22 protein-coding genes are annotated in these 21,582 nt (G+C 34.2%); 16 read left to right on the top strand and 6 right to left on the bottom strand.

Features of this window, described 5'->3' with window-relative positions; translation table 11 throughout:
- Positions 1–85 precede the first annotated feature (85 nt).
- From ACUXVC_RS14245 to ACUXVC_RS14215, 7 genes are all read left to right on the top strand, one after another.
- Complete coding sequence (locus ACUXVC_RS14245) at positions 86–1,261, top strand: NAD(P)/FAD-dependent oxidoreductase (protein WP_089171242.1); 1,176 nt, start codon at positions 86–88, stop codon at positions 1,259–1,261.
- On the top strand, positions 1,258–2,295 hold the full coding sequence (locus ACUXVC_RS14240; RefSeq protein ID WP_144465265.1) for a proline racemase family protein: 1,038 nt from the start codon (positions 1,258–1,260) through the stop codon (positions 2,293–2,295). The genes ACUXVC_RS14245 and ACUXVC_RS14240 overlap by 4 nt, the downstream gene beginning before the upstream one ends.
- Entirely contained in the window at positions 2,292–3,233 is a 942-nt protein-coding gene (locus ACUXVC_RS14235) for a proline racemase family protein (protein ID WP_098853081.1), read from the top strand. The genes ACUXVC_RS14240 and ACUXVC_RS14235 overlap by 4 nt, the downstream gene beginning before the upstream one ends.
- Before the next feature lie 22 nt (positions 3,234–3,255).
- The gene (dapA, locus tag ACUXVC_RS14230) at positions 3,256–4,152 is read left to right on the top strand and encodes a 4-hydroxy-tetrahydrodipicolinate synthase (RefSeq protein ID WP_001169449.1); all 897 of its coding nucleotides are present in this window, start codon (positions 3,256–3,258) and stop codon (positions 4,150–4,152) included.
- A gap of 17 nt (positions 4,153–4,169) precedes the next feature.
- Positions 4,170–5,654, top strand: coding sequence for an aldehyde dehydrogenase family protein (locus ACUXVC_RS14225; RefSeq protein WP_000920979.1), 1,485 nt, complete (start codon positions 4,170–4,172; stop codon positions 5,652–5,654).
- A gap of 130 nt (positions 5,655–5,784) precedes the next feature.
- Positions 5,785–7,275 (top strand): alanine/glycine:cation symporter family protein, encoded by a 1,491-nt coding sequence (locus ACUXVC_RS14220; RefSeq protein WP_088023681.1) that lies wholly within the window; start codon positions 5,785–5,787, stop codon positions 7,273–7,275.
- Positions 7,276–7,347: 72 nt separating this feature from the next.
- Positions 7,348–7,740, top strand: coding sequence for a carboxymuconolactone decarboxylase family protein (locus tag ACUXVC_RS14215; RefSeq protein ID WP_001999958.1), 393 nt, complete (start codon positions 7,348–7,350; stop codon positions 7,738–7,740).
- Between the two features lie 113 nt (positions 7,741–7,853).
- Here ACUXVC_RS14215 and ACUXVC_RS14210 read toward each other — a convergent pair whose 3' ends face one another.
- The gene (locus ACUXVC_RS14210) at positions 7,854–8,495 is read right to left on the bottom strand and encodes an HD domain-containing protein (RefSeq protein ID WP_000875115.1); all 642 of its coding nucleotides are present in this window, start codon (positions 8,493–8,495) and stop codon (positions 7,854–7,856) included.
- A gap of 105 nt (positions 8,496–8,600) precedes the next feature.
- Between ACUXVC_RS14210 and ACUXVC_RS14205 the strand changes: the two genes are divergently transcribed.
- The 4 genes from ACUXVC_RS14205 (at position 8,601) to ACUXVC_RS14190 (ending at position 12,841) form a co-directional block, all read left to right on the top strand.
- Positions 8,601–9,104: a GNAT family N-acetyltransferase gene (locus ACUXVC_RS14205; protein ID WP_023522191.1), complete on the top strand. Its 504-nt coding sequence runs from the start codon at positions 8,601–8,603 to the stop codon at positions 9,102–9,104.
- Positions 9,105–9,337: 233 nt separating this feature from the next.
- On the top strand, positions 9,338–10,003 hold the full coding sequence (locus tag ACUXVC_RS14200) for a lytic polysaccharide monooxygenase (RefSeq protein ID WP_089171237.1): 666 nt from the start codon (positions 9,338–9,340) through the stop codon (positions 10,001–10,003).
- 160 nt (positions 10,004–10,163) lie between these two features.
- Complete coding sequence (gene ppaC, locus ACUXVC_RS14195; protein WP_000416871.1) at positions 10,164–11,093, top strand: manganese-dependent inorganic pyrophosphatase; 930 nt, start codon at positions 10,164–10,166, stop codon at positions 11,091–11,093.
- Positions 11,094–11,194: 101 nt separating this feature from the next.
- The gene (locus ACUXVC_RS14190) at positions 11,195–12,841 is read left to right on the top strand and encodes a M3 family oligoendopeptidase (protein WP_144465355.1); all 1,647 of its coding nucleotides are present in this window, start codon (positions 11,195–11,197) and stop codon (positions 12,839–12,841) included.
- A gap of 28 nt (positions 12,842–12,869) precedes the next feature.
- Here the strand turns inward: ACUXVC_RS14190 and ACUXVC_RS14185 are convergent, their stop codons facing one another.
- Entirely contained in the window at positions 12,870–13,058 is a 189-nt protein-coding gene (locus tag ACUXVC_RS14185) for a DUF4017 family protein (protein ID WP_000789485.1), read from the bottom strand.
- A gap of 242 nt (positions 13,059–13,300) precedes the next feature.
- On the opposite strand from ACUXVC_RS14185, the gene ACUXVC_RS14180 reads away from it, so the two are divergent.
- Together ACUXVC_RS14180 and ACUXVC_RS14175 are read left to right on the top strand one after the other, a co-directional pair.
- Positions 13,301–13,750 (top strand): DUF6884 domain-containing protein, encoded by a 450-nt coding sequence (locus tag ACUXVC_RS14180; protein ID WP_144465264.1) that lies wholly within the window; start codon positions 13,301–13,303, stop codon positions 13,748–13,750.
- A gap of 346 nt (positions 13,751–14,096) precedes the next feature.
- Complete coding sequence (locus ACUXVC_RS14175; RefSeq protein WP_000502998.1) at positions 14,097–14,288, top strand: hypothetical protein; 192 nt, start codon at positions 14,097–14,099, stop codon at positions 14,286–14,288.
- Here the strand turns inward: ACUXVC_RS14175 and ACUXVC_RS14170 are convergent.
- From ACUXVC_RS14170 to ACUXVC_RS14160, 3 genes are all read right to left on the bottom strand, one after another.
- A complete protein-coding gene (locus tag ACUXVC_RS14170) occupies positions 14,273–14,725 on the bottom strand; it encodes a hypothetical protein (RefSeq protein WP_000877567.1) in 453 nt (150 codons plus the stop codon). The two genes, ACUXVC_RS14175 and ACUXVC_RS14170, sit on opposite strands and share 16 nt — an antisense overlap.
- A gap of 134 nt (positions 14,726–14,859) precedes the next feature.
- Positions 14,860–15,216 carry a hypothetical protein gene (locus tag ACUXVC_RS14165; RefSeq protein ID WP_000606231.1) on the bottom strand — a complete coding sequence of 119 codons (357 nt, stop codon included), beginning with the start codon at positions 15,214–15,216 and terminating at the stop codon, positions 14,860–14,862.
- A 178-nt stretch (positions 15,217–15,394) separates the two neighbouring features.
- Positions 15,395–16,018, bottom strand: coding sequence for an acetylglutamate kinase (locus tag ACUXVC_RS14160; RefSeq protein ID WP_141241040.1), 624 nt, complete (start codon positions 16,016–16,018; stop codon positions 15,395–15,397).
- A 1,110-nt stretch (positions 16,019–17,128) separates the two neighbouring features.
- On the opposite strand from ACUXVC_RS14160, the gene recQ reads away from it, so the two are divergent.
- The 3 genes from recQ to ACUXVC_RS14145 all read left to right on the top strand — a co-directional run bounded on the left by recQ (position 17,129) and on the right by ACUXVC_RS14145 (position 20,581).
- Positions 17,129–19,246, top strand: coding sequence for a DNA helicase RecQ (recQ, locus tag ACUXVC_RS14155; RefSeq protein ID WP_098125771.1), 2,118 nt, complete (start codon positions 17,129–17,131; stop codon positions 19,244–19,246).
- Positions 19,247–19,271: 25 nt separating this feature from the next.
- A complete protein-coding gene (locus ACUXVC_RS14150) occupies positions 19,272–19,655 on the top strand; it encodes a gamma-glutamylcyclotransferase family protein (RefSeq protein WP_053564227.1) in 384 nt (127 codons plus the stop codon).
- Positions 19,656–19,837: 182 nt separating this feature from the next.
- Positions 19,838–20,581 (top strand): class I SAM-dependent methyltransferase, encoded by a 744-nt coding sequence (locus ACUXVC_RS14145; protein WP_095690721.1) that lies wholly within the window; start codon positions 19,838–19,840, stop codon positions 20,579–20,581.
- A 19-nt stretch (positions 20,582–20,600) separates the two neighbouring features.
- Here ACUXVC_RS14145 and ACUXVC_RS14140 read toward each other — a convergent pair whose 3' ends face one another.
- Entirely contained in the window at positions 20,601–21,446 is an 846-nt protein-coding gene (locus ACUXVC_RS14140) for a CPBP family glutamic-type intramembrane protease (RefSeq protein WP_098128017.1), read from the bottom strand.
- Positions 21,447–21,582 lie beyond the last annotated feature (136 nt).

Genomic DNA, 21,582 nt, shown 5'->3' with positions numbered 1-21,582 from the left:
TGTTTATGGAAATTGTATATGTGCAGAATTGGCACGTCAATTGCATAAAAGAAAGTGAGAGGTTTAGGGAAAGGAGGAGTATATTGTGAGGCACTGCGACGTTTTAATTATAGGTGGTGGAATAATAGGGTGTTCTATCGCTTATTACACTTCAAAATACGGAAGAGACGTAACAATCATTGAAAAAGGAGAATTTGTCAGCGGGACGTCTTCACGGTGTGATGGGAATATTTTGGCCATTGATAAAGACCCAGGGTTTGATAGTCAAATGTCTTTAGTAAGTCAAAAATTAGTAACTGATTTAAGTGAAGAATTAGAGCATTCATTTGAATATAGGGCACCAGGAAGTATTCTCGTATGTGAGTCAGACGAAGAGATGGAGGCTGCACAGCAATGGGTAAATCGGCAAAAAAAAGCTGGATTACCGTTTCGAATGCTTGATAGGCAAGATATAAGAGAAGAGTCGACTTTTTTTGCTGATGATTTATTAGGCGGTTTAGAATGTGCGACGGATTCAACTGTGAATCCATATCTCCTTGCTTTCTCGCTTCTGTCAGAGGCAGAAAAGTTTGGCGCAAAAGCCTTTAAGCAGACCGAAGTAAAGAGTATGAAAATAGAGACGAATGGTTCATTTGTTGTAGAAACTACGAATGGTACTTTTACAGCAAAACAAGTTGTAAATGCAGCCGGTGTGTGGGCTCCTAAGATTGGTCAGATGTTAAATGTAAATATACCAATTGAACCGAGAAAAGGGCATATTATAGTAGCATCAAGGCAACAACATGTAGGATGCCGTAAAGTAATGGAATTCGGTTATTTAATTTCTAAATTTGGCGGAAAAAGAAAAGTAGATGCTTTAACTGAAAAATACGGGGTTGCGCTCGTATTTGAGCCTACTGAAAGTCAAAATTTCTTAATTGGAAGTAGTCGTGAATTTGTAGGGTTTCATACGAGAATAAACAATGAAGTCATTAAATGTATCGCAAATAGAGCGATTCGCTTTTATCCGAAAATGGCAGATATGATGGTAATTCGTTCTTACGCTGGTTTACGTCCGTGGACAGAAGATCATTTGCCGATTATTTCACGAGTGGAACATATTCCGAATTATTTCATTGCCGCTGGACATGAAGGGGATGGGATTAGTCTTGCAGCAGTTACTGGGAAAGTAATTGAAGAGTTATTAAATGAAAAAGAGACAATTATTCCTATTGAACCACTTCGTTTGAGTCGTTTTACAGAAAGGGTGTTAAACGGATGAGGTCACAAAGAGTCTTTACGACTATTGATACACATACGGGCGGGAATCCAACGAGGACATTAATTAGCGGACTTCCAAAGTTGATTGGAGAGACGATGGCAGAGAAGATGTTACATATGAAAAAGGAATATGATTGGATTCGAAAATTGTTAATGAATGAACCGCGTGGTCATGATGTAATGTCAGGGGCATTATTAACAGACCCATGTAATCCTGAGGCTGATATAGGTGTTATATACATAGAGACAGGTGGATACTTACCGATGTGCGGTCACGATACAATCGGTGTATGTACAGCGTTAGTTGAATCAGGTTTAATTCCAGTAGTTGAACCGATTACTTCTTTAAAACTAGATACCCCGGCTGGCTTAGTGGAAGTAGATATTGCTGTTCAAGATGGAAAAGCAAAAGAGGTATCTTTCTGTAACATACCAGCTTTTTTATTGAAAAATATTACTGTACAAGTCAAAGACATTGGAACTGTAGAGGCTGATATTGCGTATGGAGGGAATTTTTATGCCATTATTGATGCGAAGTCAGTAGGCCTAGAATTAGTACCAGAAAATGCATCTACAATCATCGATAAGGCGATTCATATAAGAAACACAATTAATGAGAAGTTTGAAATCATTCATCCAGAGTATTCGTTTATTAGAGGATTAACACATGTTGAATTTTATACAGATGCTACTCATGAATGTGCGCATGTGAAAAATACAGTTGTTGTACCACCAGGCGGAATAGATCGATCCCCATGCGGTACAGGAACATCTGCGAAGCTAGCTGTGTTATACGCTCAGAAAGAAATCAAAATTGGTGAAGAGTTCATTCATGAGAGTATCGTTGGTTCTTTATTTAAAGGAAATGTCGTGAATACGACACATGTTGAAAATATTGAAGCTGTCATAACGAAAATTACGGGATCAGCTTGGCTTATGGGTATGCATAAATTTTTTTACAATGAAATGGATCCACTCAAAGAAGGATTTTTGCTAATTCCGCCGATGGAACATGAAACGGAGGATATAAAATGAACATTCAAAAAATGTATACAGCAGTAGACGTACATGTAAATGGCGAGGCATTTCGTGTAATGAAAGACGTACCATGCAAATACTACTACAGTTTGGAGCAATTAAATGAACAATTTTCAGGTGAATTAGCAGAAGAGATGAAGCTTTTATTAAATGAACCACGTGGTTTTATTGGTTTGAATGGGTGTATTGTTGTTCCATCTATCCATAATGAAGTGGATGCAGCTGTATTATTTTTTAATTATGAAGGTTCGATTCCGCTTCATTATGGGGGCATTGTTGCGGTAATAACGATGTTACTCGAAAGTGGGTATTTAAAAAAGAGAGAGTCCAATCAATACAAAATTGAAACGTTATCTGGAATATTTTTAGTTCATGCGTATGTAGAGAATGATGAAGTTATATCTGTTTCGTTTGAAAGCAAACTTTGCTATTTGATTGAGGAAAATTTACAGGTTGGTAATGTAAGTTATTCTCTCATACAAGCAGATAAAGTATATGCAGTTGTAGAAAAAGGTGCGTATTCGCCAGAAATTCGTGTTGAAAACATTTCAGAATTGAAAAGATGGGGAGAAGCTACACTTCAGGCTATACAAAAACAGTCGCTAATAAAAAGGCTTATTTTAGTAGATCCTTCGCAAAAAGAAAAGAACCATATAAAGTCGATTACATTTCATGAAGATAACTTTATCGTACGTTCGCCAGGTTTTGTTTCTACTATCGTTTCCTATGTTCATGCATTATTTAAAAATGATTATATGGCGGATAAACCTTTTAAAAATGAAAGTATATTTAATAGTTTTATAACTGTGGAAAAAGTGAAGAAGGAGGAACTAGGATACATTTTCCGTTTTGAAAGTAGAGGATTTATTACAGGGATGCAGACGTTTCTATTAGACCCTACGGATCCGTTTCCGGCAGGATTCTTATTAAAATAAAATGTGATAGGGAGAGATAAATATGCAAAAAATTAAAGGGGCATTTCCAGTATTAATAACACCGATGGATGAATTTCAGGAAATTAATTGGGATGGGGTAAAACAAAATGTAAATTACTTTATCGAACAAAAGGTTGCAGGTATTATCATTAATGGAAGTACAGGAGAGTTTGTAAGTTTATCAAAAGAAGAACGATTTAAAATGGTAGAAACTGTGTTGAAAGAAATTGATGGCCGTATTCCAGTCATTGTTGGAACTGCAGCAGAGACCACAAAAGAAACAATTGAATATACGAAACATGCAGAAGCGCACGGAGCGGATTGTGCATTAATTATAAACTCTTACTATTGTAAACCGAAGGAAGAGGAGATTTATTTTCATTTTAAAGAAATCTCAAACTCTGTAAATATACCAATTATGCTATACAATAACCCATTTACTTCTGGTGTCGATATGAGTACAGAGCTAATGCTCCGTATTGGAAAAGAGTGTGAAAATGTTACACATATTAAAGAATCTAGCGGAGATATTCGAAAAGCGAGAGATTTAGTAAGACAAAGTGAAGGGGCTTTCCAAGTCTTCTGTGGTTCTGAAGATTTAGTTATGGAATCATATTTAGTTGGTGCTTCGGGATGGGTTTCAGTAGCAGGAAATATCGTTCCCGGTCTCGTTACAAAAATGTATGAGCATTTTCAAAATGGTGAATTAGAAAAGGCGTGGGAAATAAACGATGCTATTTTACCACTTTGCGAGTTTCTTGAAGGATCAGGGAAATATGTTCAAATCGTTAAACGTTCCATGGAATTACATGGGCAAGCGGGAGGACCTTCTCGCTATCCAAGACTAGGATTAACTGTTGACGAAGATCAAAAGCTTCAAACGATTTTATCAAATATTGCAGCTCATGCAGCTGTTTAAATAAGGAGGAGAACATAATGTTAAAGACAAATATTGAGCTGAAACCAAAAGTGGAAGCGTTTTTAAATGAAGAAATTAAAATGTTTATTAATGGCGAATTTGTTTCTGCTATAGGCGGAAAGACGTTTGAAACATACAATCCAGCAACAGAAGATGTTCTAGCAGTTGTATGTGAAGCGCAAGAAGAGGATATTGATGCTGCAGTAAAAGCAGCAAGATCTGCATTTAAATCTGGTCCGTGGGCAGAAATGACTACTGCTGAAAGAGCGCATCTTATTTATAAGTTAGCAGATTTAATTGAAGAACATAGAGAAGAATTAGCGCAACTAGAAGCTTTAGATAATGGAAAGCCATATCAAGTAGCACTTGATGATGATATTTCAGCGACTGTAGAAAATTATCGTTATTACGCAGGATGGGCTACAAAAATTATTGGGCAAACAATCCCAATTTCAAAAGATTACTTAAATTACACGAGACATGAACCTGTAGGTGTTGTAGGTCAGATTATTCCGTGGAACTTTCCGCTCGTTATGTCTTCTTGGAAAATGGGAGCTGCACTGGCGACAGGTTGTACGATCGTATTAAAACCAGCAGAGCAAACACCTTTATCCTTACTATATACAGCAAAACTCTTTAAAGAGGCTGGATTTCCAAACGGTGTTGTAAACTTTGTACCAGGCTTTGGTCCTGAAGCAGGAGCAGCAATTGTAAATCATCATGACATTGATAAAGTTGCTTTTACAGGATCTACTGTTACAGGAAAGTATATTATGCGTCAGTCTGCAGAAATGATTAAGCATGTAACGTTAGAGCTTGGCGGCAAATCACCAAATATCATTTTAGAAGATGCGGACTTGGAAGAAGCAATTAATGGTGCATTCCAAGGTATTATGTATAATCACGGTCAAAATTGTAGCGCAGGATCACGTGTATTTGTTCATCGTAAACATTATGAAACTGTAGTAGATGCACTTGTGAAAATGGCGAACAACGTAAAACTTGGAGCAGGTATGGAGAAAGGAACGGAAATGGGTCCACTCGTATCTAAGAAACAACAAGAGCGTGTGTTAAATTATATTGAGCAAGGGAAGAAAGAAGGTGCTACAGTTGCGGCTGGTGGCGAACGTGCGCTTGAAAAAGGTTATTTCGTTAAACCAACTGTATTCACAGATGTTACAGACGATATGACAATCGTTAAGGAAGAAATATTTGGACCAGTTGTTGTTGTACTTCCATTTGATTCGACAGAAGAAGTAATTGAACGAGCAAACAACTCATCCTATGGCCTTGCTGCGGGTGTATGGACGCAAAATATCAAAACGGGTCATCAAGTGGCAAATAAATTAAAAGCAGGAACAGTGTGGATTAATGATTATAACTTAGAAAATGCAGCTGCACCATTTGGTGGATACAAACAATCTGGTATTGGCCGCGAATTAGGTTCATATGCGCTTGATAATTATACAGAAGTGAAAAGTGTTTGGGTAAATATAAAGTAATAGGGTGTTTTACTGACAAAAATTGAGGGATGAAATAATGAAAGATGCGGACAACTAGAAAGTTTGATAATAGTTGTCCGTTTTCTTATATATAAAATTGCTTTTCCAAAGAATGATAAGGGGGATTTGGATGGAGAATTTAGTAGAATGGTTAGTAGGGCAAGTGTGGAGTATCGGTTTAGTTGTTTTTGCATTAGGGGCAGGCGTATATTTCACGATTGCAACACGCTTTTTGCAAATTCGTTATTTTAAAGAGATGATTAAACTATTATTTGAAGGAAAGAGTTCCGAGACGGGAATATCATCTTTTCAGGCATTTTGTTTAGCCTTATCAGGAAGAGTTGGAATTGGTAATATCGCAGGGGTAGCGACAGCGATCGCTTTCGGCGGGCCTGGAGCTGTATTTTGGATGTGGGTAATGGCTTTGTTAGGGGCAGCGAGTGCGTTTGTTGAATCAACATTATCTCAAGTATACAAAAGTAAAGTAGGGAATGAATATCGCGGCGGTACTCCATATTTCATTGAGAAAGGTTTAAAAATGAAATGGTTTGCAGTCATTGTAGCGGTAGTTGTAACACTTTCATATGGCATGTTATTACCAGGTATTCAATCTAGTAGTATCGCAGTTGGATTCGAAAACTCTAATGGTATTAACAAATATATAACTGGTATATTTTTAGTCGTGTTACTAGCAGCAATTATTTTTGGTGGTGTAAAGAGAATTGCTGGCGTTTCTCAAATGCTTGTTCCATTTATGGCAATTGGTTATGTAATTGTTACATGTATCATATTAATTGCGAATGTAACGGAGATTCCAAGTATGTTTGCTTTAATTTTCTCTAGCGCATTTGGTGTAAATGAAATGTTTGGTGGAATTGTTGGTGCAGCTATTGCATGGGGTGTAAAACGCGCTGTATTTTCAAACGTTGCTGGTGTCGGAGAAGCGACGTATAGTTCGGCTGCTGCTGAAGTATCGCATCCTGCAAAACAAGGATTAGTTCAAGCGTTTTCCGTATATATCGATACAATTGTCGTATGTACAGCGACAGCTCTTATGATATTAATTACAGGTATGTATAATGTTATACCTGAAGGGAAAAGCGCTATTGTAAAAAACATAGGAAATGTGGAAGCAGGTCCAATTTATACGCAACAAGCAGTTGAAACTGTGATGACAGGGTTTGGTCCAATATTTATTTCAATTGCAATTTTCTTTTTTGCATTTACAACGTTACTCGCTTATTACTATATTGCTGAAACGACACTTACTTATTTAGATCGTCAATTGAAGTATGGCTGGTTAAAACCAGTTTTAAAATTTGGATTTTTAATTATGGTTTACATCGGTAGTGTTGAATCAGCGTCGCTTTTATGGAATCTCGGAGATTTAGGAATCGGTAGTATGGCATGGTTAAACTTAATCGCGATTCTATTATTAAGTAAAATCGCATTAAAAGTGTTAAAAGACTATGAAACGCAGAAAAAAGAAGGGAAAGATCCAGTATTTAATCCTAAAAATGTGGGGATTGAAGGATTAACATTTTGGGAAGAAAGAAGTAAAGAGGTTGAAAGAAAAAGTTCTAGAGGAAAAGTTATTGTAGATGATAATTTAAAATTATAACGTAAATTAACTGAAAATTCTTAATTTAAAAGAAGGTATATTGCCTCCATTTCATCGCATACTACAATAGGTATGGATAATATGACTGGAGGGAATAAGATGGAACATGAGCAACATAGTTCGATAAATGATATTCTACATCATTATAAAGAAGGTATAGGTAGTTTTACAAATCAAATTCCTGAAATCGCTGAGACATATAATGCGTTCACGCAAGCTTGTTTTCAAGAGGGTGCTTTAACAAAAAGAGAAAAACAACTTATTGCATTAGGAATTAGTTTAGCAACGCAAGATGAGTATTGTACAATTTATCATACAAAAGGTTGTCTTGATCAAGGATGTTCGGATAAAGAGATTCTGGAAGCATGTGGTGTTTCAGCAGCATTTGCTGGCGGAGCTGCGATGAGTCAAGCGGTAACTTTAGTGCAAGAGTGTTTAACAGAACTGAAAAATCAAAAGCATTGAATAAAAAACGTTTTAAACTTTATGTTTAAAACGTTTTTTATGTGAAATTAAATTTGAGTATAAAAATTATCTAGGATGGGTTCAATTTTTATCGTTTTCAATTTGTATTCAATTTAATATTCTATATCTTCATAAATAGATTTTTCTACATCAGGAAGAACTGTGTATATACTCTTACCGATTAAAGCTTCTAATTCTTTCTTAATCGCATAAAACCCTTTCCAATGTAAAGATGTATGAGATGTTGTACCATGACGCAAACCAACGGAAATTAATCTTCTTTCCAGCGTAGTAAAGCCATCTGCGTCAGCAAGAGCGTCACAAAGAGTAATTACTTTATTGTATAAGTCGTAGTTACAATGTTCATTTAATATTTCAACTAACCGGCTTCTCATATGGTGAGGAACGAGACTCCACTCCGCTGCGATATCTATATGTTCATTTTTGCATGGGAATGAGTGTGTCACACAAATAACAGCGTTTCCTGTATACCCTAAATCATTCATATACATATAACCATCATAGGAATGAATGACCGATTTGGTAAAACCTTTGTATCTTCCGATATCATGCAAAAGGGCAGCATTATATGCTATGTCAGCATCTAGCTTGTACCCTTTTTTTATAAGTTCTATAATTATGTTTTCAGTTGCTTGAGCAACATGTAGTGAATGTTCAAACCAAGGGCCCGGGTTTTGTTCATATGCCCATTCGAGTAATTCTTTTGCGTACGTTCTATCTAATATATATTTCATATCGTTATCCTTTCAAAAAAAATCATATCTTAATATAAATTCATCTTATTATTTCATTATTCCTTCTTTAAAAATTGTTACAATGAAACAAAAGGGGGAAAAGTAATGCGAAATTTAGTAATTGAAGAAATTAAGAAACTAGAAAATGATATGGAAGAACTTTCGAAACTTTTGAAAATGGTTGTAAATGATGGGGCATCAATTGGTTTTTTGCCTCCACTGGAACAAAAAGACGCAACAAAGTATTGGCAAACAGTATTAGCGCCAGAAGTGATATTGTATGTGGCTAAAATAAACAACGAAGTAGCAGGGAGTATTCAATTACAATTAGTTACAAAGCCTAACGGAATTCATAGAGCCGAGATTTGTAAATTAATGACTCACCCAAACTTTAGACGTAACGGTATTGGACGATCGCTTATGCAAAAAGCAGAGGAACGAGCAAAGCAAGAAAACAGGTCTCTTTTAGTATTAGATACTAGAGAAGGAGATCCTTCCAATAAATTGTACAAATCACTAGACTACCAAGAAGTTGGAACAATACCAGGGTATGCAATTTCTCCGAATGGAAAGTTAGATGCTACGGTTCTTTATTATAAATGCATATAAATTGTGATTAAAAGGTTATCATACTGAATAATAAGAAACTATTTTAACACCGTCTATATTTTTTTGGCGGTGTTAAATAAATTTATTGATATAATCCATTTACCGCACTAAATGAATTTGAGAAAGTTTTTAGAGGGTTCTTTTAGTAATGATTCTCGTCTTATAATAAATGTAGAGAAGATGACTAGGCAACTATAGTTATTTTCGCTTTATTATTGGAAGGGGATGAAAGAATGAAAAAGAATAGTTTACAAAAGATGAAGAAAGTTATTTTAAGTGGTGGCGTATTACTTACGGGATTATTAACATTTGGATTTTCAGAAAAGGCTTCAGCTCATGGATATGTAGAATCACCAGCGAGCCGATCTTATTTATGTAAGCAAGGGGTAAATGTAAATTGTGGACCGATTCAATATGAACCACAAAGTGTAGAAGGGATAGGTGGATTTCCTCAACTCGGACCTTCTGATGGACAAATTGCAGGGGCTGGTCATTTTCCCGCTTTAGATGTTCAAACTGTAGATAGGTGGAAGAAAGTTACGTTAAATGGCGGAACGAATACATTCAAGTGGAAACTAACGGCTCCTCATAGTACAAAAGAGTGGAAATATTATATTACGAAAAAAGGTTGGAATCCAAATAAACCTTTAACGCGATCAGATTTAGATTTAGTGCCATTCTATGTGAAAAATGACGGTGGAGCTAGACCAGGGACAACAGTAATGCACGAAGCAAATGTACCAACTGACCGTAGTGGATACCATCTTATTTTAGCTGTTTGGGAAATTGCAGACACTGGAAATGCGTTTTATCAAGTTATAGATGTAAACCTTGTGAATAATGGCTTAGCTTCAAATTTCGCTTTTAACAACGTAGTGCAAACTCCTACACTATTTTAATTGAAACATATATTTCGATCATCTAATTCATTTTAGATGATTTTTTTTATGAAAATGATGAAAAATATAGAAGAAAGTGCAATTATTTATAAAAAAATATGCTTTAAATATTGTCATATTTGCTTCTTTAAGATATCCTTTTCATGAAGAGGTGGAAAACATGGAAAAAGTACTAGTTTTCGGGCATAAAAACCCAGATACAGATGCAATTTGTTCTGCAATTGCTTATGCAGAATTGAAAAAAGAATTAGGAATGAATGCTGAGCCTGTACGTTTAGGCGAAATCAGCGGTGAAACTCAATTTGCGTTAGACTATTTTAAAGTAGAAGGACCGCGTTTTGTTGAGACAGTAGCAAGCGAAGTGGACAACGTTATTTTAGTTGACCATAACGAGCGTCAACAAAGTGCTAACGATATCGAATCAGTTCGTGTGTTAGAAGTTATTGACCATCACCGTATTGCTAACTTTGAAACAAGCGATCCTATATACTATCGTTGTGAGCCAGTTGGATGTACAGCTACAATCTTAAACAAAATGTACAAAGAAAATGGCGTTACAATTCGTAAAGAAGTTGCAGGTTTAATGTTATCTGCAATTATTTCAGATTCTTTACTATTCAAATCTCCAACTTGCACAGAACAAGACGTAGCAGCTGCTCGTGAATTAGCGGAAATCGCTGGTGTAGATGCTGATAGCTACGGCTTAGAAATGTTAAAAGCTGGTGCTGACTTAAGCGGAAAAACAATGGAGCAATTAATCTCTCTTGACGCTAAAGAATTCCAAATGGGTAATGCGAAAGTTGAAATCGCACAAGTAAACGCTGTTGATACAAACGACGTTCTTGTACACCAAGCGGAACTTGAAAAAGTAATCTCTGCAGTAGTAGAAGAGAAAGGTTTAGACCTATTCTTATTCGTTGTAACTGATATCTTAACTAACGATTCTGTCGGTCTTGCGATCGGTAAAGCAGCAAACGTTGTTGAGAAAGCATACAACGTATCACTAGAAAACAACACAGCTACTTTAAAAGGTGTTGTATCTCGTAAAAAACAAATCGTACCAGTATTAACAGAAGCATTCCAAGCTTAATTTTATTGAGTACACATAAACAGCAAGGACAAGTAGTCAGATTGGCTACTTGTCCTTTTTTATCTCCAAAAAACAGAAAATTAAAAACGGGAGGATTGTGTATGTTGAATGATTTGGAGAGTAAATTACAGTCACTTTTAGAGCGAAATATTACTTCGGTTTCAGAATTAGAGAGCTGGCTTTCGGAGGAGCTGCGTTTAAACGCAGAAATAGAAGAAGAGTTAACGATCAATTTAATCGCTATGTATAGAGATACAAAAGATAGTAATATACGTGATATACATATGTATAACCAAAATGAAATTCAGCCACTTTTAAAAAGATACAATGCAAAATTTGACCAGAAATTTAGAGATTGTCCGTTTTCTGATTTATTAGATGAGCAGAAATATGGATTTATGAAAAAAGCAAGATTTGTGAAGAGTGAAATGTTTAATGAAAAGAACATAGCGCTTTCCGTTAAAGAGCAAGAACTTATTACGAAATATAGAGAAATAATGTCTAACATATCTATTAATTGGGAAGGCGAGCAAAAGACGTATGCATACGTAAAAGCAAGGATAGATAACCCAAATAGAGCTATTCGTGAAAAAGCTTGGTACGCTTTATGCGAAGCAAGAAGTATAGTAAAAATAGAAATAGATTGTATTATGAAGGAACTCGTACAATTGCGGAATCAGATGGCTTTAAATGCAGGGTTTAATAATTATAGTGAGTATGCCTTTAAACAAAAAAATAGAGATTACAGTACTGAAGATTGTTATAAGTTTCATGAGTCGATAGAAAAGTGTGTTGTACCAATTTGGAAACAGTTAGGAAGTCTTTTTAAAAAGAATCTTGATGTAAAAACGTATCGTCCTTGGGATCTTGCTCCTTGTAATTTGCAAAAATCTTCATTTGAAAATTACATTGATTTATTGGATGGGGTTGAAGAAATGTTTCGGAAGACAGATTCATGTTTTCATGAGGAATTTACTCATATAAGGGAAGCGGGATTAATTGACGTACAAGAACGGAAAAATAAAGCATCAGGAGCTGCTTGCTTTACCTTACCTCATAGTAAAGACGTTTTTATTTATTCTAATTTTAGTCCTTCATTTTATGCAATTCATGCATTAATACATGAATTGGGGCATGCATTACATTTTTATAAACAATTTAACAATGAAAGTAGTATGCAGGAAAGATACCTTCGTGAAGAGGTGGCGGAACTTTATTCCCTTAGCCTGGAGTTATTATTAATGGATAAGCTTACTATTTTTTATACGCAAGAGGATGATTATAAAGAAGTACAGCGAGTTCAATTATATCGTACTTTATCGTTATTAATATCGTCAGTTTCAGGAGATGTATTCCAGCACTGGCTTTATACAAATCCAAATCATTCACCAGAAGAGCGAGATGAGAAATATATTGAACTATGTAAAAGGTATCAATATTCATCAGTTGATATTGCAGGAGTAGAGAATGAAATTGGTTCTAGTTGGTTCGAGTCATTTTACTTTGTTCAGTTTCCTTTTTATAAAATTGAATATGCAATTGCGCAAATAGGAGCGATTCAATTATTTCAAATTTATCGAGAGAATCCGGAACAAGCGATTACTTTCTTTAAAGAGGGAGCGAGTTCAGATTGGAATTTATCTATACAGGAAATATATAAAAATACAGGTGTTGCGTTTGACTTTTCGGAAGAAAGGATACAAAGTACTGCAAGGGATATTTTAGATTTGATTAACGAATTAAAATAAGGATAGCGTTAGCTATCCTTATAATTGTTTATTCGTAAGATTTTTTCTTGTTTATATAAAATGTGATTATCGCAGTAATGAAGAAAATAGGTATCGCATACACTTGCCCAACAAATAACTTCCAGCCGACATAATTGTAGCCTTCAGATGCTGGGATGATAACGGAAATAACGCAAACGATAAAATAGACTAATAGTGCAGGGATAATATTTTTCATTTTTACGAACCTCCTTTTTAATTTTTATTAATACATCATAATATTACAATTTATTTTTATTATTTTGAAGAAAAAAAGAAAAAATTTTTATGGTATTATAATATTTGCATTGAGAGTGATCTATAGTACTTATATGGTAAAATGTGTAATTTTAACTTTCAGAATTATTATATAGTATTTCGAGAGAAAAATGTACAAAATAATGGATTTTATTTATTGAAGTAAAGGGAGTAGAAATATATATGAAAAGGCTATGTATAATTCCATGTGGAAAAAAGAAAATTTGGGATAAGCATTCAAACTACGGACCGATGGAAGCAAAAGATGTATATATTAGTCCGTTCGGAAAAGCATGTCAGGCGTACGCATCCATGTTTTTCGAAAACTGGGTTATATTATCAGCGAAACATGGATTTTTAAGGCCAAATGATATTGTATTAAAAAACTATGATCTTGCATTTGATTCAAAAAACGATGAGGTAATAAGTATAGAGAAATTACAAAAACAGATGGTAGATAAAAGTTTACTACAGTTTGACGAAATCGTCTTACTAGCAGGGAAGAAGCATAAAAAAGTAGTGACAAAGTTATATCCAGAAGAAATGATTACATATCCGCTAGAGGGGTGTAAAGGAATTGGGTATATGTTGCAGAGGTTAAAAGAGGCAGTGAAGGAGGAGGCGGAAATATAGGTATAGTTTCGGTCACCATGATCTTAAACTTTATTTAGAGAACTAAAAGTAAAATAGAGTTTTTAAGCATCGCCAAAAAGGTGATGCTTTTTTGTTCGTGTTACCATTCAAGTTAATACAATTTAGAGAATAAAAAATCCGATTTGTGAAATGTGAGATAAGACTTATTTTTTTGTAATCTTCTAACTCTACTTATGATACGGAGAAAATAGACTAATATACAAGCCTTTGTATACTTTAAACATAGAATATGATGAATTCTATTTAGGAGGAAGTATATTCATGGGGAATACTTGTCATTGTGCGCATTCCCGAAATTGTAATAAATTTTGGGATGATTTAATGTTTGGGAGATGTAGATGTAAACGCAGAGATTTTCACGAATGTTGTTGCAAAGAGAAACCGAAATGTGAGTGTGAAAAATGTCATTGTAAAACAAAACCGAAATGCCATTGTAGGGATGAAGAGGAAGGGGATTAATAATAAAAAAGAGTACGATACGTACTCTTTTTTTGGGGGGAATTATAATCCATCTTGAACAGATTTCTTTACAATTACCCATGTGTCTTTCTTTTTAACCGTTATAGCTACATTAGTTCCATTAGATTCCTTATAAAAGATATATCCATTGTTTGAGTTTACATATGTTACTGGTTCGCCTATGCAATCTCGCGAGCAGGATTTGTTGACCAGTTCAATTAGGGATAGTTCGCTTGGATCGGTTTTACTTGCTTCTATAACAGCATCAAGGCTTGTTTTTCGATAACCTTGCAAGTTTATATGAAAAAGCTGCTCTATTTCTCCTGTAATGCTAGTGTTCATTACTTCTACTGAATTCTTTTTTTCTTGAAGAAAGCCGTTTTCATAAAGTAATTTTGTATAGCCAATCCATGCTATTAACACTAGCATGAAAAACATACCCGTCAGTTTAAGTATTCGAAGTCGTTTGCTTATAATTGTTTCTGAGTATTTCATTCAGTCTAATCCTCCAATGTTTTTAATTTAAAATATGCTTGGATACATACTTTTAGAAGAGGATGAAAGTTAATGAGTTTTCAATAAAAAAGAAAACATCTAGAGTTAGATGCTTTCTTTTTTTGTATTTTTCGCTATCTGTTCGTTACTTGTTTCATAAGTGGTCTTATTTCTTTAACTGGTGGTTTCTTATCATAGGCATCAACGTAAGAAAAGTAGTAGTTTAAGTTTCTTAGAAGACCTTTTCCTATTTTTGCACTTAAGAAAGGAAATACTTGTCCGGTATAATCATCGAGAGATTTACAGTAATATTTTTCATCTAAATATATACTGTATTTACATGTTAGTTCTACTAAAGGATTCCCTTCATCATCAAATACTTCTTTAGAATCAATAATATCTATTAGTGCAAATTTTTCATTTAAGTAAACTTTCTTTTTTTTCTCGTGTTTATTTGTAAGTATAAAAACGAGACCAATCGCGTTAATCAAACTATTTCCTCCTATAAAAAACGGATATTAATAAAATATATCGATATAAGCTAAATGTAAAGAGGAGAGGTGAAATATCATGGAGAGAAAACTAAATAAGCCGATTTATGTTTGGAAATCGACTTATTTTTATCAAGTATTACTTAGTAGTAATACCTACTCTGATTAAAGTTTTACTTTATTGAAATACTTGCGGGAATTGTTTTACGATTGCGTTTGTTATCATATCGGCCATTTCTAATGCTTCTTTTTCAATTTTATCGTAAAGTTTTACTCCTGCTTCATAATCTTTATTTAGGAAGGCAAGTGCTTCTGCTTTCGTTAGTGCTAAATGTTCATAAAACATTTTTCTAAATTCTTCTTTATCTATATATGGGTTGATACTGTTAAGAAATTCAATAATTTCATCACCATTAGCGTACCATTTTTTCTCTATAGCGGCCGCAGCATTTTGATTACCAGCTTTTGCGGCTTTAACAAGATCCGCTGCAATTACTAAGTGATTTTTAATTAATGCACTATATTTTTTCACTGCATCCTCACCGTAAAATGGTTCAAGTGATAGACCCATATGTGTTGCGTTTTGTAGAAGCCGTCCAACAGTAACGTTAACATCTGGTAAATTAAATACAATACTTATAATAGCCAATCTCGTCCAAGCGACGTGTTGTTCCCATAAAGAACGCATATACCCTTTTAAAAAATTCTCGTTTTTACTAATTCGGTAGTTACGTACGGATAAATCATAGTTTACATAAGGGTTATGGTAGGGGGAGTAATACGATTGCAAATAAGAATACATAAATAGTAACACTCCTTTGAACATGTATAACTCAAAGTATGATAAATATTTATTTTTAGTTACGTGTCCTAGATTATTTTTAGGGAATTTGAAATGGAGAAATTCAACGAATGATGTTGTGGTATATATGAATAAAATGAATATAAAGTAAAAGAGGGTCTGCAAGGGAAGTTGCAGACCCTCAAAAGGGTATTGCCGAGATGTCGGACTCGACTACGTAATGTTATCATAAAATTCTTTTGAAAAAACCTGGTAAATGTGTCCAAATGAAATTGGTACCTTCATAAAGTCAAAGGGACCTGCTTCCCGCGGCAGGCCCCATTAACTAGATAATGTCGATGAGCAAAAACTCATCTGGAGTACTTTTATAGTAACAAGTAAAATGTATTTTGTGTATTGAGAAAGAAGAAATGAATAATTATATGTGAACAATTTAAATCCCAACAATTTATGATTATCATTAATTGTTGGGATTTAAATATAGTTATAAAATGGAGAAAAGACTTGGAAGTGGGATTGAAGTGCACAGAAGTATGTAATCATGAAAAAGACCTGCTAATATAAGCAGGTCAACTTAAGGGGTTTATCCAACAGATTATTATATATGGTAACAACTGAATTGTAGTAAGTCTATACGTTTAATATTGAGAAAACTTCTGTGAATGATACATTTTTTGCGCATATATTAACTTCTAAAAAGTTGAGAAAGAAAATGTAAAAGCTTTTTATAAGAGAATAATGGCTGGTACTTATAGTATGATTCATATTTCCACGCATCATTATTAGAGAATTGGAGTTGTGTTGTTTTCTTTTTTGTTGTGATGGAACTCATATTACGATGTTTCATATAGAAACCTCCTGAATTTATATGTATACGATTAGTAGTATTCAAGAAAGGGAAATAAAATGAATATTTAAATTGAAACTCTTTCTTCATGTGTACTGGATTTACGTTATAAATGTTGTAAAACATATAAAACACGGATGCTAATTCATATTAAATATAGAATAATGAAAAAACAATAAGCGTTTATCCATCCCTTTCAAGTCGCATAAGTGATTGATATAATAGAAGTAGATGAAAGATAAAGAAAAGCAGGTGACTCTTTTTTGTTTACTAAAGCACAAGAACTTTTAGCGTCCTACTTTGGTTATTCTTCGTTTCGAAGAGGACAAGATGAAACAATTAAAAATGTACTAGATGGGAAAGATACAGTTTGTATTATGCCAACGGGGGGCGGTAAGTCAATTTGTTATCAAATTCCGGCATTAGTATTTGAAGGAACGACGTTGGTTATATCTCCTTTAATATCACTTATGAAGGATCAAGTAGATACATTGGTACAGAATGGCATTTCAGCTACATATATTAATAGTTCTATTTCTATTGCTGAAGCAAATCAGCGAATTCAATTAGCGAAACAAGGACATTACAAATTACTTTATGTCGCGCCTGAGCGTCTTGATTCGATGGAGTTTGTTGACCAACTTATCGATATGAAAATCCCTATGATTGCGATTGATGAAGCACACTGTATTTCACAGTGGGGACATGATTTCCGTCCAAGTTATTTACATATACATCGCATATTAGATTATCTTCCAGAAAAGCCGCTCGTATTAGCATTAACAGCAACAGCAACACCGCAAGTACGTGATGATATTTGTAATACACTTGAAATTAATCAAGAAAATACAATTATGACAACATTTGAGCGTGAGAACTTATCGTTTTCTGTTATTAAAGGGCAAGATCGAAATGCATATTTGGCGGATTATATTCGTCAAAATCAAAAGGAATCTGGGATTATATATGCAGCTACTAGAAAAGTAGTCGATCAGTTATATGAAGATTTAATGAAGGCAGGAGTTTCTGTATCAAAATATCACGCTGGTATGAGTGATAGTGATCGAAATGAGCAACAAGAACTCTTTTTACGAGATGAAGTAAGTGTAATGGTAGCAACATCTGCATTCGGGATGGGTATTGATAAATCGAATATTCGTTACGTAATTCATTATCAGCTTCCAAAAAATATGGAAAGTTACTATCAAGAAGCAGGACGTGCTGGTCGTGACGGATTAGATAGCACATGTATATTGTTATATTCTTCTCAAGATGTACAAGTACAGCGTTTTTTAATTGATCAATCAACTGGAGAATCACGTTTTTCAAATGAACTTGAAAAATTGCAAAATATGACCGATTACTGTCATACAGAACAATGTTTACAATCATTCATTTTGCAATACTTTGGAGAAGAACCGAAAGAAGATTGTGGACGCTGTGGTAATTGTACAGACAATCGCGAGAGCATCGATGTGACAAGGGAATCACAAATGGTTTTATCATGCATGATTAGAACGAACCAACGCTTTGGAAAGCAAATGATAGCGCAAGTATTAACGGGGTCGAAAAATAAGAAAGTTATTGAATTTAATTTTCATACTTTACCAACGTATGGGCTTTTATCGAACCGTAGTGTAAAAGAGGTCAGTGAGTTTATTGAGTTTTTAATTTCAGATGAGTTAATTGCAGTTGAACATGGCACTTATCCGACATTAAAAGTAACAGAAAAAGGGAAAGAAGTATTACTTGGTAAAGAGAATGTTTTACGAAAAGAACGAGTAGAGACAAGACAAATTGTTCAAGACCATCCTTTATTTGAAGTGCTTCGTGAAGTACGTAAAGAAATTGCACAAGGAGAAGGTGTACCTCCGTTCGTTATTTTCTCTGACCAAACATTGAAAGATATGTGCGTGAAAATGCCGCAAAGTGATTCCGAATTGTTGACGGTAAAAGGTATCGGAGAACACAAACTTGTGAAATATGGCTCGCACTTCTTACAAGCAGTTCAGCATTTTATTGAAGAAAATCCAAATTATACTGAAACGATTAAGACAGAAGTAGTTTCAGAGCGTAAAAAGTCAGGAAAAGCGTCCGCAAATTCTCATTTAGAAACGTATGAAATGTATAAACAAGGTATTGATTTGAATGAGATTGCAAAAGAACGCAACTTATCAAGACAAACAATCGAAAACCATTTAATTCGCTGCTACGAGGATGGAATGGAAGTAGAGTGGCAAAGTTTTGTTCCATCAGAGTATGAATCTCTTATTGAAATTGCCGTTCAAAATGCAGAGGGTGGTCTGAAATCTATTAAAGAACAGCTTCCGAATGAAGTGAGTTACTTTATGATTCGTGCTTATTTACAAATAAGAAAGTAGAGACATATAAAGGGGATAAGAATTTATGTATCATGTTTTCGTTTATGGCACGTTAAGAAGAGGACAAACGAATGCTCATTATATGCTAGGTGCAACATGCATTGCAGACAGAGCTTGGACATATGGAAAATTATTTGATACGAACGAAGGATATCCGGCCATGACTTATTCGATTGAAGAAAAGGTGTATGGAGAAGTTTATGTAGTAAATGATGAGATATTGTGTAAGTTAGATGAACTAGAAGAATATACAGGTAATGCGGAGACTGATTTATATGATCGAATCACGCAAACAGTATATGTTGCTGATAGGAAAATAGAGGCATATGTGTATATCGCTCAAGATAAAAAGATGATATTGAAAGTTATTGATTCTGGTGACTGGGTGGAGTATCAAAAAGAAAAATAAGAGTAGCTAAAGAGTAGATAGTGGAATAATCCATTATCTATTTTTTATACTTTCACTTTCAAAATTCTTATTATTTTGATAAATTGTAAATATAGGGAAATCAAAAGGAGGATTTTTCATGGGGATTAGAAATTTAGTTTCTCACCTGTAACAGAAAAATAATTTGCAGGAGGAGAATAATAATGAACGAATTAAATGTAAAAGAATTTTATAAAAAACAATTTGAACTAATGAGCTATGATATAAATAATGAAAATTGGTTACAGGAAGTTGCTAAAGAAGTGCAAGAACAAGTTGGATATCCAATTCAGACGATGTTAGAATTAGGAGCTGGAAATGGCGGATTCGCAAGGGCGATGTCTAATTTGAATGTAAAAATGACTACTGTTGAGCTTGTACCGGAGTTAGCTATGTTTGCAAAAGAACATTCTACTAATGACATTGAGGTTTATTGCGCCGATTTTTATAAAATTAACTTTAAAGAAAAGTTTGATGTTGTTAGTTATTTAGATGGATTTGGTGTAGGAACAGATGAGGAACAATTATTTTTATTAAAGCGTATAAATAACTGGTTGAAAGATGATGGATGTGCACTTATTGATATTTATCAACCGTTATATTGGGAAAAAGCCAATGGACAAGAAATGCTGATAGGTTCTGCAATGCGAAAGTATGAATATGATAGTGAAAATGCAAGAATGCTAGACCATTGGTGGGAAATAGATTCTTCAAATGATATCGTGACACAATCTTTACGCTGCTATGCTGTAGATGAGATTAGTAATTTATGTGCCGAGGCTCATTTAAGTATAGTTGGGATTTTCCCAGGAGGAGCGTATGATTTTGAAGCTGGGAAATATGAAGAGCAATCATCTTTAAATGAATGTTTATCATATCGAGTAAAAGTGAAAAAGAGTAGGGATTAAATCCTTACTCTTTTTACTTTTATTGTGTGAATAAATGTCGTTCTCTTTTAATTCTTATAGTTCTTAGTACGATTCCAATTCCGAGAAATAAAACAGTAGCAGCGACCCCGCTAATAGGATTTAACCAAAAATCACTACTGTTTGTAAGAGTAATAATCCCTGTTATTGTAACTAAAACAGTAGGAACAGCATCCTCGATCGCATGCATGATAACGCATGGCCAGACAGATTTTGTAAGTCTATATATTTCAACATACATAATTGACCAACAAACCATAAGGATACAGCCAGATAAAAGCATATTTAATCTTGAGATAGATTCAAAATATTCATTTGGCAAAAAGACTATATAATATGCAGCATGCCAAAGTGCCCAAATTAAACCAGAAATAATATAAATGTACCAATCGTTTAGATTTAGTTCAATCAACTTTGGAGTTAAATAACCACGCCAAGAAAACTCTTCAAAAATATTTTTAATAAAGTTACCAATAGTAGACATGACTATGAGTGACAATAACGTGGATATATCAAAACTAGAAATATGAACTACTCCAAAAATGAGCGATATGCTTATCGTTATTACTGTAACGAATGGATAAATAAGTAATGCAGTGAAATACCATATAAAGTTTCCTTTCAAATTTGGCTTGATGCCAAAATCATTCCAATCTCGGCTAATAACTCTAAGGAAAATGCTTACGAGGAAAGGGAATATTAGCCATAATCCCATACCTAAAGTGTTTCCTTCAGGTTGATCTGTTAGAAGAAAATCTAGAAATACCCCAATCCATCCACTGGCCAAAACAATGAATACAAAAATAAGTAAATATAACTTTAGCGGTTTCTTTTTCGCGAATTTCATTTGAATAGACTCCTTTACTTTTATTTAGCCTACTATTTGTGGGCAGTAAAACCCCCCTTATAAAATTTTCACTTTATGTATCTTTGATTTTTACATTGTTTGTCAATATATAAATTAAATAGGTCATAAATAGAAA

Source organism: Bacillus sp. N6 (genome assembly GCF_052805735.1).
The sequence above is the reverse complement of the archived record's forward strand: the minus strand, read 5'-3'. Positions and strand labels throughout refer to the sequence as shown.

What these genes read in the sequence shown, in the direction of transcription:
- ACUXVC_RS14240 (WP_144465265.1), top strand. Translation starts at nt 1,258, where the DNA reads ATGAGGTCACAAAGAGTCTTTACGACTATTGATACACATACGGGCGGG.
- ACUXVC_RS14235 (WP_098853081.1), top strand. Translation starts at nt 2,292, where the DNA reads ATGAACATTCAAAAAATGTATACAGCAGTAGACGTACATGTAAATGGC.
- dapA (WP_001169449.1), top strand. Translation starts at nt 3,256, where the DNA reads ATGCAAAAAATTAAAGGGGCATTTCCAGTATTAATAACACCGATGGAT.
- ACUXVC_RS14225 (WP_000920979.1), top strand. Translation starts at nt 4,170, where the DNA reads ATGTTAAAGACAAATATTGAGCTGAAACCAAAAGTGGAAGCGTTTTTA.
- ACUXVC_RS14220 (WP_088023681.1), top strand. Translation starts at nt 5,785, where the DNA reads ATGGAGAATTTAGTAGAATGGTTAGTAGGGCAAGTGTGGAGTATCGGT.
- ACUXVC_RS14215 (WP_001999958.1), top strand. Translation starts at nt 7,348, where the DNA reads ATGGATAATATGACTGGAGGGAATAAGATGGAACATGAGCAACATAGT.
- ACUXVC_RS14210 (WP_000875115.1), bottom strand. Translation starts at nt 8,495, where the DNA reads ATGAAATATATATTAGATAGAACGTACGCAAAAGAATTACTCGAATGG.
- ACUXVC_RS14205 (WP_023522191.1), top strand. Translation starts at nt 8,601, where the DNA reads ATGCGAAATTTAGTAATTGAAGAAATTAAGAAACTAGAAAATGATATG.
- ACUXVC_RS14200 (WP_089171237.1), top strand. Translation starts at nt 9,338, where the DNA reads ATGAAAAAGAATAGTTTACAAAAGATGAAGAAAGTTATTTTAAGTGGT.
- ppaC (WP_000416871.1), top strand. Translation starts at nt 10,164, where the DNA reads ATGGAAAAAGTACTAGTTTTCGGGCATAAAAACCCAGATACAGATGCA.
- ACUXVC_RS14190 (WP_144465355.1), top strand. Translation starts at nt 11,195, where the DNA reads ATGTTGAATGATTTGGAGAGTAAATTACAGTCACTTTTAGAGCGAAAT.
- ACUXVC_RS14185 (WP_000789485.1), bottom strand. Translation starts at nt 13,058, where the DNA reads ATGAAAAATATTATCCCTGCACTATTAGTCTATTTTATCGTTTGCGTT.
- ACUXVC_RS14180 (WP_144465264.1), top strand. Translation starts at nt 13,301, where the DNA reads ATGAAAAGGCTATGTATAATTCCATGTGGAAAAAAGAAAATTTGGGAT.
- ACUXVC_RS14170 (WP_000877567.1), bottom strand. Translation starts at nt 14,725, where the DNA reads ATGAAATACTCAGAAACAATTATAAGCAAACGACTTCGAATACTTAAA.
- ACUXVC_RS14160 (WP_141241040.1), bottom strand. Translation starts at nt 16,018, where the DNA reads ATGTATTCTTATTTGCAATCGTATTACTCCCCCTACCATAACCCTTAT.
- ACUXVC_RS14150 (WP_053564227.1), top strand. Translation starts at nt 19,272, where the DNA reads ATGTATCATGTTTTCGTTTATGGCACGTTAAGAAGAGGACAAACGAAT.
- ACUXVC_RS14145 (WP_095690721.1), top strand. Translation starts at nt 19,838, where the DNA reads ATGAACGAATTAAATGTAAAAGAATTTTATAAAAAACAATTTGAACTA.
- ACUXVC_RS14140 (WP_098128017.1), bottom strand. Translation starts at nt 21,446, where the DNA reads ATGAAATTCGCGAAAAAGAAACCGCTAAAGTTATATTTACTTATTTTT.